Source organism: Spiroplasma sp. ChiS, assembly GCF_002968355.1.
GTDB lineage: Bacteria > Bacillota_I > Bacilli_A > Mycoplasmatales > Mycoplasmataceae > Spiroplasma > Spiroplasma citri.
Genome location: NZ_PUUH01000001.1, coordinates 68,019 through 82,848, shown reverse-complemented (window position 1 = coordinate 82,848; position 14,830 = coordinate 68,019). Strand labels below are relative to the sequence as shown.

The 14,830-nt window shown below is 25.2% G+C and carries 28 protein-coding genes; 8 read left to right on the top strand and 20 right to left on the bottom strand.

The window, feature by feature from the left end:
• The 16 genes from C6B38_RS00455 to C6B38_RS00380 form a co-directional block, all read right to left on the bottom strand.
• A partial coding sequence (locus C6B38_RS00455) for an ATP-binding cassette domain-containing protein (protein ID WP_146693240.1) occupies positions 1-461 on the bottom strand: 461 nt, incomplete at its 3' end.
• A gap of 65 nt (positions 462-526) precedes the next feature.
• Positions 527-1,024 carry a hypothetical protein gene (locus C6B38_RS00450; RefSeq protein WP_105298234.1) on the bottom strand — a complete coding sequence of 166 codons (498 nt, stop codon included), beginning with the start codon at positions 1,022-1,024 and terminating at the stop codon, positions 527-529.
• A gap of 38 nt (positions 1,025-1,062) precedes the next feature.
• Positions 1,063-1,197, bottom strand: coding sequence for a hypothetical protein (locus C6B38_RS11775; RefSeq protein WP_255401043.1), 135 nt, complete (start codon positions 1,195-1,197; stop codon positions 1,063-1,065).
• 66 nt (positions 1,198-1,263) lie between these two features.
• The gene (locus C6B38_RS00445) at positions 1,264-2,892 is read right to left on the bottom strand and encodes an Mbov_0396 family ICE element transmembrane protein (protein WP_105298233.1); all 1,629 of its coding nucleotides are present in this window, start codon (positions 2,890-2,892) and stop codon (positions 1,264-1,266) included.
• 30 nt (positions 2,893-2,922) lie between these two features.
• On the bottom strand, positions 2,923-3,213 hold the full coding sequence (locus C6B38_RS00440) for an Mbov_0395 family pilin-like conjugal transfer protein (RefSeq protein ID WP_105298232.1): 291 nt from the start codon (positions 3,211-3,213) through the stop codon (positions 2,923-2,925).
• A 129-nt stretch (positions 3,214-3,342) separates the two neighbouring features.
• Complete coding sequence (locus C6B38_RS00435) at positions 3,343-3,534, bottom strand: hypothetical protein (RefSeq protein WP_105298231.1); 192 nt, start codon at positions 3,532-3,534, stop codon at positions 3,343-3,345.
• 2 nt (positions 3,535-3,536) lie between these two features.
• Complete coding sequence (locus C6B38_RS00430; protein ID WP_105298230.1) at positions 3,537-4,793, bottom strand: DNA cytosine methyltransferase; 1,257 nt, start codon at positions 4,791-4,793, stop codon at positions 3,537-3,539.
• 648 nt (positions 4,794-5,441) lie between these two features.
• Entirely contained in the window at positions 5,442-5,777 is a 336-nt protein-coding gene (locus C6B38_RS00415) for a hypothetical protein (protein WP_105298227.1), read from the bottom strand.
• A 37-nt stretch (positions 5,778-5,814) separates the two neighbouring features.
• Positions 5,815-6,282 (bottom strand): hypothetical protein, encoded by a 468-nt coding sequence (locus C6B38_RS00410; protein ID WP_105298226.1) that lies wholly within the window; start codon positions 6,280-6,282, stop codon positions 5,815-5,817.
• Between the two features lie 15 nt (positions 6,283-6,297).
• Complete coding sequence (locus C6B38_RS00405) at positions 6,298-6,573, bottom strand: hypothetical protein (RefSeq protein ID WP_105298225.1); 276 nt, start codon at positions 6,571-6,573, stop codon at positions 6,298-6,300.
• Positions 6,573-6,836, bottom strand: a complete 264-nt coding sequence (locus C6B38_RS00400) for a pentapeptide repeat-containing protein (RefSeq protein WP_105298224.1) — start codon at positions 6,834-6,836, stop codon at positions 6,573-6,575. The genes C6B38_RS00405 and C6B38_RS00400 overlap by 1 nt, the downstream gene beginning before the upstream one ends.
• A gap of 1 nt (position 6,837) precedes the next feature.
• On the bottom strand, positions 6,838-7,080 hold the full coding sequence (locus C6B38_RS00395) for a hypothetical protein (RefSeq protein ID WP_105298223.1): 243 nt from the start codon (positions 7,078-7,080) through the stop codon (positions 6,838-6,840).
• A gap of 153 nt (positions 7,081-7,233) precedes the next feature.
• Entirely contained in the window at positions 7,234-7,443 is a 210-nt protein-coding gene (locus tag C6B38_RS00390) for a hypothetical protein (RefSeq protein WP_105298222.1), read from the bottom strand.
• 238 nt (positions 7,444-7,681) lie between these two features.
• The gene (locus tag C6B38_RS00385) at positions 7,682-7,870 is read right to left on the bottom strand and encodes a hypothetical protein (RefSeq protein ID WP_047797189.1); all 189 of its coding nucleotides are present in this window, start codon (positions 7,868-7,870) and stop codon (positions 7,682-7,684) included.
• Between the two features lie 81 nt (positions 7,871-7,951).
• Entirely contained in the window at positions 7,952-8,104 is a 153-nt protein-coding gene (locus C6B38_RS09485; protein ID WP_162475776.1) for a hypothetical protein, read from the bottom strand.
• A gap of 51 nt (positions 8,105-8,155) precedes the next feature.
• Positions 8,156-8,422 (bottom strand): hypothetical protein, encoded by a 267-nt coding sequence (locus C6B38_RS00380; protein ID WP_105298221.1) that lies wholly within the window; start codon positions 8,420-8,422, stop codon positions 8,156-8,158.
• Positions 8,423-8,785: 363 nt separating this feature from the next.
• Here C6B38_RS00380 and C6B38_RS00375 point away from each other — a divergent pair, with 363 nt between their 5' ends.
• The 7 genes from C6B38_RS00375 (at position 8,786) to C6B38_RS00355 (ending at position 10,768) form a co-directional block, all read left to right on the top strand.
• Complete coding sequence (locus tag C6B38_RS00375) at positions 8,786-9,037, top strand: hypothetical protein (protein WP_105298220.1); 252 nt, start codon at positions 8,786-8,788, stop codon at positions 9,035-9,037.
• A gap of 32 nt (positions 9,038-9,069) precedes the next feature.
• Positions 9,070-9,213 carry a hypothetical protein gene (locus tag C6B38_RS09335; protein ID WP_146693239.1) on the top strand — a complete coding sequence of 48 codons (144 nt, stop codon included), beginning with the start codon at positions 9,070-9,072 and terminating at the stop codon, positions 9,211-9,213.
• Between the two features lie 8 nt (positions 9,214-9,221).
• The gene (locus C6B38_RS00370; RefSeq protein WP_146693238.1) at positions 9,222-9,410 is read left to right on the top strand and encodes a hypothetical protein; all 189 of its coding nucleotides are present in this window, start codon (positions 9,222-9,224) and stop codon (positions 9,408-9,410) included.
• 171 nt (positions 9,411-9,581) lie between these two features.
• Positions 9,582-10,103, top strand: a complete 522-nt coding sequence (locus C6B38_RS00365) for a hypothetical protein (protein ID WP_105298218.1) — start codon at positions 9,582-9,584, stop codon at positions 10,101-10,103.
• 5 nt (positions 10,104-10,108) lie between these two features.
• A complete protein-coding gene (locus C6B38_RS09480; protein WP_155522081.1) occupies positions 10,109-10,258 on the top strand; it encodes a hypothetical protein in 150 nt (49 codons plus the stop codon).
• Positions 10,259-10,361: 103 nt separating this feature from the next.
• A complete protein-coding gene (locus C6B38_RS00360) occupies positions 10,362-10,511 on the top strand; it encodes a hypothetical protein (protein WP_083436084.1) in 150 nt (49 codons plus the stop codon).
• The gene (locus C6B38_RS00355) at positions 10,511-10,768 is read left to right on the top strand and encodes a hypothetical protein (protein WP_105298217.1); all 258 of its coding nucleotides are present in this window, start codon (positions 10,511-10,513) and stop codon (positions 10,766-10,768) included. Before C6B38_RS00360 ends, C6B38_RS00355 begins: the two co-directional genes overlap by 1 nt.
• A 724-nt stretch (positions 10,769-11,492) precedes the next feature.
• Here the strand turns inward: C6B38_RS00355 and C6B38_RS00350 are convergent.
• Positions 11,493-12,515, bottom strand: a complete 1,023-nt coding sequence (locus C6B38_RS00350; RefSeq protein WP_199558530.1) for a ribose-phosphate diphosphokinase — start codon at positions 12,513-12,515, stop codon at positions 11,493-11,495.
• Between the two features lie 135 nt (positions 12,516-12,650).
• On the opposite strand from C6B38_RS00350, the gene C6B38_RS00345 reads away from it, so the two are divergent.
• Positions 12,651-12,878 carry a NifU family protein gene (locus C6B38_RS00345; RefSeq protein ID WP_105298215.1) on the top strand — a complete coding sequence of 76 codons (228 nt, stop codon included), beginning with the start codon at positions 12,651-12,653 and terminating at the stop codon, positions 12,876-12,878.
• Here C6B38_RS00345 and C6B38_RS10830 read toward each other — a convergent pair.
• From C6B38_RS10830 to rpiB, 3 genes are read right to left on the bottom strand one after another with little or no spacing between them, the layout of a single operon-like run.
• Positions 12,871-13,032: a hypothetical protein gene (locus tag C6B38_RS10830; RefSeq protein ID WP_233485437.1), complete on the bottom strand. Its 162-nt coding sequence runs from the start codon at positions 13,030-13,032 to the stop codon at positions 12,871-12,873. The two genes, C6B38_RS00345 and C6B38_RS10830, sit on opposite strands and share 8 nt — an antisense overlap.
• On the bottom strand, positions 13,016-14,359 hold the full coding sequence (locus tag C6B38_RS00340; RefSeq protein WP_233485436.1) for a hypothetical protein: 1,344 nt from the start codon (positions 14,357-14,359) through the stop codon (positions 13,016-13,018). The genes C6B38_RS10830 and C6B38_RS00340 overlap by 17 nt, the downstream gene beginning before the upstream one ends.
• Positions 14,360-14,368: 9 nt before the next feature.
• Complete coding sequence (gene rpiB, locus C6B38_RS00335) at positions 14,369-14,800, bottom strand: ribose 5-phosphate isomerase B (RefSeq protein WP_105298214.1); 432 nt, start codon at positions 14,798-14,800, stop codon at positions 14,369-14,371.
• Positions 14,801-14,830: the final 30 nt, after the last annotated feature.

The following is a 14,830-nucleotide window of genomic DNA, read 5'->3' as shown; positions in this document are numbered from 1 at the left end:
TCTAAAATTAATACTTTCGGCTTATGCATAAAAGCACTAATTATAGCTACTTTTTGTTTCATTCCTTTTGACATTTTTTTAATTTTCCGTTTAGGATCAAAATCAAAATATTCAATTAGTTTTTCTACATATTTTCAATCAACATTTCCTCTAATTTCAGAAATTGTTTTTAAATAACTAATTCCTGTCATATATTCTGGTAAATTAACTTCACCAGCTAAATAGCCTAAATCTTTCATAATATTTTTAGTATCTTTTCACACATCATAACCTAAAATAGTACCTGTACCATTATCCGATTTAATAAATCCCACCATTTGACGAATAACAGTTGTTTTCCCAGCACCATTGGGRCCAAGAAATCCATAAACTTCTCCTTTTTTAACGGCTATATTAATATTAAAACAACCAATATTAGGGTTATATTTCTTTGTCATATTTTTTAATGATATTATTTCCATATCTCTCATTCCTATCTATTTTTTAAATTAAAATAACCTTACCATAAAAATATAAAAAATATATTTTATTTTTCATTGTTTACTTCTTTTAATTTTAGTTCCATTTCTAAAATTTCTTTTTTTAATTTAAAAATTTCATTTTCAAGGGTTAATTCAGATTGTTTTTCTTTTTTTGTTTGCATTTCTTTTTCTTTCAATGGTTCTAATTCTCTTTTTAATTTAGCAATTTCTGCTTTTTGTTCAGGAATATCTTTTTCATAAGATTTAATTAGTCAAATTTGAGTACGATTTTTACCAAATTTATTAATTGTAGCTTTAAAATGTTTTAAATCTTCTTCCAATTCTTCCAATTCTTTTTCGCGGATTTGAATCCGATATTCGAGAAAAGGAATTGTTCCACTTTTGTATGCATCGTATCATTCTCACGCTTGATCTCATTTTGGTTGTTGTACTGCATTATGTTTTTGTTTTAAATCTTCATAAGGATCAAGATATGATTTTGATAAAAATGGGTACTTTTTTAAATCAGGGACTTGACGACCAAATTTTTCTAATACTCACATAACATTATTTTTGGCATCATCATTTAATCTATCAATGCTTAGAGGGATATTATTAGTTCCCCCCCTCGTGAGTTAATAATTGCACCGTGAATTTCAGTTGCAAAACCTCTGTCTTGCATTTTGGCAACGCGTTCTCAATTGACTTCGCCACCTAATAATCGTCATAATCCCATATTTTATTACTCCTTTTTTATTTACATTATACCGTATTTTTTTGTTTTTGTCAGGTGTTTTTTTATTTATGACTTTTTCTTTTCTGCTTTTTTGGCCGCTTTTTCATCTCATTTTTTCTGTCTAGCGTTAGATTTTTTGTTAAATTTATTAATAATATTAACTATATTACCTTGTTTTCTAACTTTTTTGTTATGTTTCATCTCTTTTTTGGTTGTTGCTTTAAGATATGAAAAACTATTCTTGCTAGTAAATTTGTTTTCTACTTTCCCTAGTTTTTTGTTTAAAGACTCAGATTTTCAATCGCTAGATTTTGTTGTTTTAAAATTATTGGTTTCATTACCACTATTCGCAAGTTGTGGATTAAATCTTTTTCCAATTGCTTTGAATGGTGTTGCAACTCCAATTCCAATTTGGCGGAAGAATCCTTTTGTTCCACCTCCGCGAGCTGCTCCAACTAGTTTACTTGTTGCAAGCGTTGTGAGTCCAAGCCCAAAGCCTGCTAAACCAACAATCCCAGCTCTTGAACTCATTCCCTCGGTCGCGTGTCAAAAATGGCGAAAGTCAAGGGGTTTTTCTTGCCGAGATTGACTTCTTGCTGTTTCATTATCACCTCAATCACCATCACCGCCAGAACCCATCGCATTCATCGTTTTATCTGCCATAGTAGTTCCACCCATCGCCATTGCTCTTTTCGCTCTTTTGCTTTTGGCAAATCCGAATGCTTTTCCTGCTATTTTCCCAACCCCCATTGCCATCATTCCACCAGCAACAGTTGATTTCATCGAAATTATTCCCTCGCGAACACCAGCTGCTTCACCAATTAAGTTGGCAACAACATCTGAAAACGCCATTACTGCCAAGCCACCACCGCACATAAACAGAATTACAAACAATGATTTTCCAATCCCCTCAATGCCTAAACCTGCTAAATTAGTGCTTAAAATTGTTTGGATTGTTGTCATAAAAATAAAATATCCTGTGAAAGTGGCGGTTGATGCTAGAAATTTTGCAATTACCATATCTTTTCAAATAAACGCTCCTTTACCATTGTCAATTGTCATAATAACCATTACTCATGGTGAAATAATAAATAAGAAAAATAATTCAATTATTTTTTGTACCAAAGCAATTCCGATCATAAACATTGCAAACAGCATAAATCATACCCCAAAAACTTCGGCAATCATATTAAAATCACGAATATTGTCAGGATAGGAATAATTGCTTGTTATATTATCACCACCATCTCAATTGGTATTTCCGATATTGTATAGATAGTTTGCAATATTTCCGTTTTCACCACCAAATCCCGATGTAATTATTTTGGCAATGTTAGCAATTGCAAAATTAGCCAAAAAGAAAAAGATTGGGATTAAAAAGATAAAAACAAACGCCTTACTACCATTTTGTAAAGCAACAATAAATTTTGTTTTTGTTTCGGTGGCATCTTGAAACAAAATTTTAATTATTGTAATTGTAAATATTAAAGAAAATAAACACAAAGCCGTAATGACAAAATATCATAATGCCATTGGGATGTTTTGAAAACTAAATTCTTGTTTTGATCGAAACATTAAATCACCAACCACACCACCTGTTAAATAATTTAGGACGGTGTTAAATGATGCAATTAATTGCAATGGCCCTTGTACAAAAACTGATCATATTAGTTTATACAGTGCATTAAGTATCATAATTTTTCACTTCCTTTCATTTTTTATTAACTATGTTCCAATACTAGGGTTATATGTTTTGATAACTTGTAAAATAACATTCATAACAGCAATTACAACTAAAATTATAATAATTGCTATGATCGGTCATTTTAAAGCACTTAAATCATTTCCTCTCGCCTCGCGATTATCAGCGTTTCGCATTATTGAAATTAAAATAATAATTAATTTTCAAATTGCAAAAATAACTGCTAAACCCATAAATACTCCTAAAACAACATTACTTCATAATATAACAACATCCATTATTCCACTAAAATCTGCTGTGTTGTTTGATTTCATTTTTTCATCCTCCTTTGTTATTTTAAAAATTTGCTTTTACTTAATTTGTTTCTTTTTTGATAATAAATATTTTTCTTTTTTTGATAATATTGCTGTTGATTATTAAAGTAATTTTTAATATTGTTTTTCTTATTCATTTTTTTCTTTCCTTTCGAAAGGTAAGTAAAATAAATGCAATAATAAATCACCAAGCATAAAATCACAATCAATTCCAAGGACAATTAAAAACAAAATAGGGGAAATTACTAGCAACAAAATTCCAATAATAATTGTTAAAGGATATAAAAGTCATTTTCACCAAACTTTTCTCTTATTTTGCATCTTTAATTTTTCCTTTCTATTTGAAACATTGCTGTAAATATTTTTTCTAACACATCAACAACAATGCTATTACCAGCTTGTTTATAAAGTTGGGTTTCTGAAACAACTTTGCTTGCTTTATCAAAGTCTTTATTACTAAATCCCATTAATAATCAACATTCTCGTGGAGTTAATACTCGTAAAAAGTATTCTTTTTCATCAATTAAAAAAGATAGTATTTTACTACTATCTTGTTTTTGTCTTTTATTATCAATCATAATTTTATTGACATTACTTGCTGCAATTGTTCCCATATAATTATTTTCTGTTTTTCAAAACCGATTATATGATCCATTAATTAGCAAACCATCTTTTGCTCGTGGTAAAACAATAAAATTATCATAATCCTTAATTGGCAATGCAATTTGTGGTGGTCTTCCGTGTGCTGTTGTAATGGTTGGAATAAGATTATTTTTTGTTATATCATTAAAAATATTAACTTGATTATAATTTCTCAGATTAATCATTAATTTTCCATCATTAATTTTTTTTATATCATTGGGAATTGCAATAATTCCTGCGTTTCCTCATCGCATTTGTTTTGTTATAATTGTATAAGAACATTGTTGAATGATTTTAAGTTTATTGTTTTCAATTGCTTTTTTCATTGATTCTTGTCTAATAAAATATTTTTCATTTACATTATTTTCTAAAATATCTTTTACTAAAAATTTTAAATTACAAGGTTGGGGATATTGAAATTTAAAGTCTTGCTTTAATGTTGAAATCATAAATAATCGTTTTCTATTTTGGGGAATTCCATAATCTTTGGCATTCATTGTAAAATATTGGTTATGATATCCTAATTTATTAATTTGATTTTGTAGATTTTGAAATCCAACAAAAAACTTTTTACTTAATAAATTTGGTACATTTTCCATTAAAAGATATTGGGGTTTTGAGGGCATTGTTTGTATTAAATCAACAACTTTGTAAGCCAAACCACTTCGCTTGCCATTTAATCCTCGGCCATTATTATTGGCATTTGATATGTCTTGGCATGGAAATGATCAAGTTATTAAATCAGCATACGGTAAAGTTTCTAATTTAGTAATATCACCTAAATTAGGGGTTTCATAATCATTAAAAATTGATCGATATGATTTTTCAGCGTATTTATCGTTATCACAAAAAGCAATTACTTTGTGGTTAATACCAATCTTTTCTAATGCTTTTCTTTGACTTCCAATTCCAGCAAATAATTCAATTACTTTAAGCATAATAAACCATCATTCTTCTAATTTTTCTTTTATCTAAAACAATTCATGGATTGGGATACCTATAAGAACAAAAAAATAATATCTTGATATTGTTTTCATTATAAATATTATGAATATATTTACAAAATGGACAATTAATCATTGCTGCACCTCTTTCTAAAAAACAAGATATTAATTATCTTGTTTTGTGTTATTTTTCTTATTTTGTTGTTTTTATTTTGTTTTTTATTTTCAATTAGTTCTCAAATAAAAAATAACAAATCAAATATTATTTTTCCAATAAAAAGAACATCCACAACAACAAGGATAATGTATATCATTAAACGAAAAAAGCGATCTATATTCCTCATTCGTTATATTGAAAACTAGATCATGGCCATATTTTAAAATAAAAAAACAAAAATGTTGTTTTTATTGTTATCAATAAACTCGTTAAACAAATTTTAAAAATATTATTTTTACATATTTGTTTTAAAATTATTTTCACATTAAATTCATAACTTTATTAATTTCTTTTAACTTCATCTAAAATGATTTTTACCTTTTGAATTTTTGTATTAATTTTTTCTAAATCTTTCTGGTCAAAATCACTATTTTTAATTTCATTTAGTAAATTTAAAGCACTATTTAAGTTGTTAATTTGTTTTTTTAATAACTTAATTGCTTGTTTTTTTGTTCCTCTGTAAACTCATTTTCTTTTTGACATAGTAAAATTTGATATTCGCAATTATTTAGTTCAGACATTTTAATAAATTTTTCTGCTTGTGTTTGTTTTAGTTCTCTTTGATAATCTGTTTCATTTTCATAATCATTTTTACTATTTTCAATTTCTTTAATTACTTCATCATATTCTTTAATTTCTGCTGTAATTTCTTGTTTTAATTTTTCATAGTAAAAAACATCTTTTACTATTGGTTCTTTCGGTTTTTCTGGTGGTAAGTGTGGCTTGTTATTTGCAATATTACCACAACTAATCAAATTCACTGTGTTTGTGAATAAAAACGAAAATATTGCTAACAAACTAAGTAATTTTTTTATATTTGTTGTATCCTAGATAAAAACCACTATCTCAATAATTGGGATTATCAATATTTTCTAAATCTTCTAGTAATTGTTTTAATTGTTCTGATGTTAATTTTTGTTGTGTTATTTTGTTATCATAATGATTATTATATTCATTTAATAAATCATTATTAGCATCATTTTTGTTTTGCGAATTAAACTGTTTTTTGTTTTCATGTTTTAATTTTTCAAAAGATAAAATTAAATTTTTTCCCACAATATTACCATTTTTATTATTAACCCTACTATAAACCATATATTTTTTATTTTTATCAATTTTTAAACTAAAATAATTTTGATAACTTGATAAACCTAAGTAATTTTTATCTAAAACAACGCAATCTTTTTGTTTGTTTATTAAAATATGCGTTTTATTTTTTATTTCTTGTGAAATTAAATTTTGGTTTAAATAAATTTTTTTTATCACATTTAACACCTCCCTTTATTTTTTACATTTTTGGCATTTATAGAATTTATTAAGCGTTAATCATTCTGAATTTAAAATAGTGAACTCTTGTTCACATCTAATACAGTCAATAATTATATTCTCATTAAACCTTGCTTTTGGTTTTGAATAATCTTTTTTTACAATATCAGCCGCATTTTCTGCTTTAAGTGCATTATTTTGTGTTTCAAGTACATCATTATCACAAAATAAACAATAATCAGAGTTAATTTGATTAACAAGGCATTGACATTTTTTACAATATTCTGCCATTATTTATCCTCATCAATAACAATTAATTGCTCTAATTGTTCTTTTGTAATTTTAATACCTTGTAAATTAGCAAATCGTAAATCAGCACCAGATAAATCAGCTTCTGATAAATTAGCACATCGTAAATCAGCACATCGTAAAGAAGCATCTTGTAAATTAACACCTATTAAATTTAATACTTCATTTTCTAAATAATCATTTATTTTATTTTGTTCAACAGTAATATCTGTTAAATCTTTAATTAAATCTTGTAATTTTTTCATTTTATAATTCCTCCTCAATAACAGTTAATTTGTCTAATTGTTGCTTAGTCAAAGTTGATGTATTTATGTAATAATAATTAAAATTAGCATTTACTGATTTATGAATAATTTTACAATCCTTAAAAATTTCATAACCTTTAAAGTCTTTTATTTTTCCTTTAAAAATAATTGATTGTATACTTTTAACTTTAATTTTTAAATTATTATTATATATTTCAATTCAATCTTTTAATTTTTCTAACATTATTTATCCCCCTCAATAACAGTTAATTGTTTTAATTGTTTTTTTGTAATTTTAATACCTTGTAAATCAGCAAAACGTAAATCAGCAAGTTCTTTTTTAAGTGCTTCATTTTCTGCTTTAAGTTATTAATTTTCTTCTTGTAGTTTGTTAAATTTAATTGATTCTGTTATAGTCATTATTTAAAATCTCTCTTTCATATTCTTCAATATCCTTAATTGGTAAATTGTTTAAATAATTATTAAGTACTTGAGTTAATTCTTCTTCGGTTTCATAATGATAAACTTTTTTGAAATATATAAATATTTCATCTCAACTTAAATATTTTGATAATATGTTTCATTCTTTATATTGCTTTTTTATCAAACATATTAAATTTCCTCCAAATTTTCTAATATTTCACAACATTTTAAATAACTAAGCGATCATCTAAAAACTTAAATAAAAAACAAAATAAAATAAGAGTCACAAACAAACATATTTATCTATTTTTTCTTTTTAAAAATATATGGGTTTTTTGCAAAAATACAATAAACATTTGTGCATCATAAATGTTTATTATCACCATCTATTTTTGATCTACATTTAGGACAACTTTTTCTCATTATTTTAATTCTCCTTTTAAAACTAAATTGTTTTCTAATTTATAAGTATATAATCAATGTTTTTGACATAAGATTATTGATTTTTTGTAATTTATATTGTATTCAAATTGATTATTTAAGTTATTTTTTTCTAAATAACTATTTCCTAAAAAACCATTATCATTACATTTAATTCTTTGACATGTCATATTTAATACCTCACTTTCTTTTTTATTTATCAAAAATAAAAAACCAATTAATTTTAATAAATAGTTGGTTTAACTTATTTTTTATCGTATTTGATTTAAAATATTTTCAATATTGTTAACTTTGTCAATTAAAGTTTCCATAATTTGTTCTAAATTGCTTAAATTGTTTTCTGTTGTTGTTTTAATCTCGTTAATTAAATCGCTAATTGTATTTTTGATATTATTTTCAACCATATAATTTTTCCTTTCTAATTTTTGATATTAATAATTCATCATTTATTTTTCTTAAAAATTATTTTTTTTAATAATTTGGTGATTATTTTTGCATTGTAAAGTCAAAAATCAAAGATTATAACTTATTTTTTGTTTATTAATAAATTCTAGTCTCGCTAAACAATACCGAGCATACTTTTTACAATATCAGCCGCCTTTTTTGTTTTTGGTTAATTTTGTAAAGTACTCATTGATATAACACTGACATTTATTAATTAATCCTCTCTTATTTGTTAATTTAATTTTTAACTCTTTTCAACAGAGTTCTTTTAAAGACACTTTCAAATCCTCCTTATAAATAGTAAGATTTCTAAATTTTTTTATTGTGGAACACTTACCCTTTAACCATTGCAGGTTAAAGATTTATCCCCAAACCACAATAACTCTTTTATATTGCCTAAAAGAATTGCCTCCATTATGTCGTAGCAGTACGGCCACCACTGTATTGTTTATCCTCGCTTGCTTGGTTTTACGACATTCCAAGTAGGAGAGTTTTATTCGGTTGGTTTTGCTGTTATTTTCTTAAACTAACCAAGGTTAACGACAATTTTAACCTAATTAAAAAAAATAGAATTTTATATCTATCTTTTTATTATTTTTTGGAAATTTTATACAAACCGAATATTTTACGCGGTCAAACAAATGCGATGAAGAAATGCAGGAATTATTGCAATTCCATCAATTAAGAATTATGGTAATTTTATTGTTTTACCACGAGCAAAAGATGGTTTGCTAATTAATGGATCATATAATCGGTTTTGAAAAACAGAAAATAATTATATAGGAACAATCGCAGCAAGTAATGTCAATAAAATTATGATTGATAATAAAATACAAAATAAATATACTAATAAAATATTATCTTTTTTAATTGATAAAAAAAATACTTTTTAAGAACATTAACACCTCGTGAATGTTGATTATTAATGGGGTTTAGTAATAAAGACTTTGATAAAGCAAGCAAAATTGTTTCAGAAACACAACTTTATAAACAAGCTGGTAATAGCATTGTGATTGATGTATTAGAAAAGATTTTTATAAAAATGTTTAAAACAGAAAAGAAAAATTAACAAATGAAGTGAAAAAAATGAATAGTTATAAAATAATAATAGGACATTATAATAAAATTTGTTCTGTTTGTAATAAAGAAATTCCAATTATTTTTACCCAAGCAGGATTATTAAAAATTAATGAAAATAAAAATCAATTACTTTATAATGGACATTTTAAATGTATAAAAAATAAGTATGATAAAATTAATTTATAAAAATAGAAATATAATTTTATAGTGTATAAACACAAAATGCTTAAATTCCTTGTGTTTTTATAAATTATTGTATCAAATTTTAATATTATATTAATTCTTTTTAAATTTATGGAAAAAATAAGGAAAATAAGCCTATTATTTCTATTTTTATAAAAGAAAGGAATAATATATATGAAAAAAAATTTAGGATTAGTAAGTTCATTTACATTATTAACTACTGGAATAACACCATTAATGGCAATGATGCCAAATAATAGTAATAATATTCCTGAATCTTCAAATAGAAGAAATCAAGGTATTAATGATCAAATAAATGAAGGAGAAGATAAAGTATTAAAAGATAATTTATTTCATGACGATAATAATAATTTTTATCTTGAAGAATGAGCAATCTATTTATCAAATAAATCGATTAGAGATATAAAAATAATTTTTAATCAAAGATCTCAAAATTCTATTATAAATATTCAACAATTAATAAATTATATACTTATAAAATTAAGGGAAACCGGTGGTAATGATGAATTACTTTTTGTATCAAAAATGAATCCACAACATCAATTTTATAATATTTTTTTTAATTCAATTATAAATATTTTTAGCAATCCTTTAATAAATAGTAATAAAGGTATTATTCTTTTGATAAATACTAATGGAGAAATTAATAATGTTTTTTCTCAAGACATTGTGTAATCGAAGTGCAACAAATCAACTCAGAAAGGAGTTGATTTTTTATTGAAAAGAAACATTATTTTATTTTGCGGTCCCTAGTAACTAAGTATGGAAAAGATATTGTTATTAATACTGTAAATAAGATAGTAATTAATAATGTAAAAGAAAATGAATAAATTATCCGCGTAATTTATTAGCGGTAATTTATTCAATATAGTTTATTTTGAGCGTAGCGAACACGCGAAGCGTGCCGCAATATTTTTAGAGAGGAGATGTAATATGCCAACTTGATTAACGACAATATTTAGTGTTGTTATTATATTAGGGATTTTTGCTTGAATTGGTTTATCAATTTATCAAAAAATTAAACAAATTCGAGGAAAGAAAAAAGAAAAAAAAGAAATTGAAAGAAAAGAGAGTAATAAATAATGTTAGGTATGTATTTAACAACAGCGTTTAATTTTTTAACAGCAACTACACCTACACCTAAAACTATTACTGAGGGTATGACTGGGATTTGAACTGGTTTGACTAGTGCATTATGAAAAGTTAAAGAAGGTATAACAAATATTTTACCTGAGATAATGGTTTTCTTAGGTGAAGCGTGAATTATATTAATTCCATTTGCTATATTTTGTATTATTAAAATCTTAAACTTTTTCCGTGTCATGGTTAAAGGATTTTAATATTTATTATAATCGATCATATATTTTAGCTAAGGCACACTAGTTTTTATGTGAATTGAATAAATAATTTTGTTGTTTATTTTTGCACTATACACTGTCTACAAATTTATTTTTAAATAAATTTAACTACTCATTTGGTTATTTTTAGTAGGATTTAATAGAAATAAGAATATTAATAACAGTTTTGAACCAAAAATTTTTATAATATTTTTTATAAATATAACTATTTTCTTTTAAAAATTTGTAGGCAGTATATAGTGTAAAAATATCCATCATCGCCATTCATATTTTCACTAATTTCTTTTTCGTTGTTGTTCATATTCAAATAACCCCTTTATAAAAAATACACTGACTCATAAATGATATTACAAAAAAGTTATTAATCAATAAAATAAATTAAAAAAAATTATACACGATATAAATATAAAATACAAAAAAATAAATAATTAATTTTAAAATTTATAATTATGAATAAATTTTTATGACAATCAAATTTAATGTTATTTTAAAAACTATTTTTTATATTTTATGTTCAGACAATATAATTTTAATTTGAAAGTTTGCTGATGTTTTCATTTATTCAAGAAAATACGAATTATTGGCAGTAGACTTAATAATTAATAGGAAAATAATAAAACTTATTTACTTTTTATTTTTTAAAGTTAAATGTTATAAAAAATTTTGCATTCCTTCCAGTTAAAGAGTGCAAACTTTACCAACTATTTTACTTTTTTATTTTCTCAATTATTTTTTTTATTTGTTCATTACATTTTGAATAAACATCCGATAAACTACGTTTTTCAATCATTGCTTTAATCATTTGTGAAATTAAATCAGCAATGGAAATGATTTCTAACCCATCAAATAATCGGTCTTGATTAATATCAATTGTATTTGTAACAATAACTTTTTTAACTGTCCCATCATTAATAAGTTCTGTTAAACGTTCTTTTGCTGGGGGTGAAAATACCCCATGACATGCTAATAAATAAACTGCTTTTGCCCCATTCTGTTTTAACGCTTTTGCTGCATTACAAATTGTTCCAGCCGTATCAATCATATCATCAACAATAAAACAAATACGGTCTTTAATATCTCCTAAAATAAATTGAACTTCACTAACATTTGGTTTTGGACGGCGCTTATCAATTACTGCAATATTCCCAGCCAAATTCCCTAAACGATTAGCCACATCTCGTGCCCTTACTAATCCACCATGATCTGGAGAAACAATTGTTACTTCTTCTTTAAGATGATCTTCTTCAATTTTTCGAACAATTGTTCTTACTAATTCTTGTGTTGAACGTAAATCATCAACTGGAACATCAAAAAATCCCATTGATTGTGGTGAATGTAAATCAACAGTCATTAATCTTGTTGCCCCCGCTGTTGTTAACATATTTGCCACTAATTTACATGTAATTGGTTGACGACCGCGTGCTTTTCGGTCTTGACGAGCATATCCAAAATAAGGAATGATCACATTAATGCTTTGTGCACTACCACGTTTTAGAGCATCAATCGCAATTAATAATTCCATTAAATTTTCATTAACTGGTCAAGATGTTGACTGAATAATATAAACATCTTTTCCCCGTACTGAATTCATTGCGCGCACCAAAATTTCACCATCAGCAAAACGAACAGTTTCCATTTCTTGTCTTGTTACACCTAAAATTTTACAAATTTCATCTGCTAATTTTATTCCAGCAGACAGGCCATATATACTAAAACTTTTTTCTTCCATTAGTCCTCCTTTAAACATTTAAGCTCCAATAAAAATTCTAAATTGAATTTCTACTTATTATTATATACATATCCATAATTAATTAAACTAACTTTGTTATAAAAATGCTATAATTAAATGGTGAAGGTGATTAAAATGACACAAACAAATCAAGCAAAAGATATTATTGATAATCTACGACCTTATATCAACCAAGATGGCGGAGATATTGAATTTGTTGAAGTTAAAAATAATATTGTTTATGTTCGTTTAGCAGGAGCATGCGTTGGTTGTGGATTAATTGATTCAACAATTAAAGATGGTGTTGAACAAATTGTTAAACAAGAAATGCAGGATATTATCTCAGTAGAAGTTATTATGTAACTTCTTTTTTGTTTTGTAAATATTTATTTAAAACATTTTTTTGGTCAAGCTGTTGGTCAACAACCATTCCGACTAATTCGGTAATCTTACTTTCAACTTGGTTTGGATTATAATATTCACCACTAATAAATTTATCACTAAAGAAAATGAACAATTAAAATAAAACAACTAATAGCACAGCCTAAATATAAATATAAAATAACTTGTTTTAATGAATCTAAAAATAAATCATTTTTAACAAATGGTAAATTTCAATCTAAATTTAAATTACTAAAAATACCAACTTGATAGTGCGCAAAAACACGAATTAAAAAATGTACAAGAAATGTTACTAAAGCATTTAATGCTGAAAAGCAACCCGTGACAGGTTGATTTTGAATCCGATAATTCCACATCATTGTCATTGAAAATAAAATTCCAAATAAAGATATCATTGCAAAGCCATTTAATAATTTACAAATTAATAAAACTTCCGGAATTGAAATTATAGCAACAAAAACAAAATATAAAGATCAAATTATTAATGCTAAAATTAATGAATTCTTAATTCCAATTTTTCTAATAAAAAAATAAATAAACATTGCTCCAATAATTTGAGCAAACCATCAAATTTCTTGAACTAAATGTAAATAGTATTCCACCATTATTTTATTGTGATAAAGTATTCAAGTTTCTTGTGCTAAAATAATGTTCAAAAAATCACATTGACTTAATTCTCTTAAAATAGCAATAAAAAATAATAAACTAAGAATAACAATAATTTTTCATCATGAAAATAAACTAAACTGCTTTAAAATTTTCGGAGCAAGAGCACCAATATTAGTTTTAATTTCCGGCATAAAAAAGCAAAAAACAAACGAAAATATTAGTACAATAGTAATTATTCCAAAAATAATATAATGTGAAGTTAATTCACCCTTATTAAAATTTTTAACAAACATCAATACATTAGCACCAACCATATTTGCTATTATGACAATTGGCAAATTTAAAGTTACTGTTGCAAAAGGATTAGTTCGATATAAATAAATCTCATTAAAACTTAAATATCATAATGAATTTGTTGAAACACCAAATCCAAAAACAATCGTACAAAAAATCATAGCACTTCAATTTTGCGGTAAAATAAAAACTAATAAAATTCCTAAAAACATTAAACCATAAGAAATTCAAAACCATAATTTACGACTTCGAAATAATCCTGTAATTCATGAAGCTGGAATAAAAAATGCTGCATACAAAGAAGTACTAACTGTTAATAAAATAGCAATTGAATTAATATTTTTGGCAAAATCAAAAATAATAAAATTATAATTTAAAGTTAGTAAACATGATAATGCTAACCAAAAACAAAAATGCTGAACAATAAAAACTCATTGATAAAAAGATTTTATTCCTTTTTTAACCAAATTAATTATATAATCTAACATAAATAAAATTGTTAAAAAAGGAGACAAAAATAAACGGTCTCAATTATTCATAATTCATCCCTAAAGGTTATTAAGTTTTTCAACACGAAGAGCATGACGTCCAGAATCAAAAGTAGTATTTAAAAACATATCAACAATTCAAATTGCATTTTGATTTGCAATAACTCTAGCGCCCAATGCTAAAACATTAGCATTATTATGTTTGCGTGCTAATTTTGCTAGCACTGTTTCATTACACAATGCTGCTCGAATTCCTTTTACTTTATTTGCCGCAATTGAAATTCCAATTCCTGTTCCACAAATTATAATCCCAACACTATTTTTTTCTTTAATTACTCTTTCACCAACAGCTTGGCCAATATCAGGATAATCAACCGCTTCAATACTATCTGTGCCTAAATTAATAATTTCATGTTTTTGTTCAATTAAATGCTTAAAAATTGCTTTTTTCATATCAATCCCTGTATGATCATTCCCAATCACAATTTTCATCCTTGTTATTCTCCTTTGCCTACAATTTAA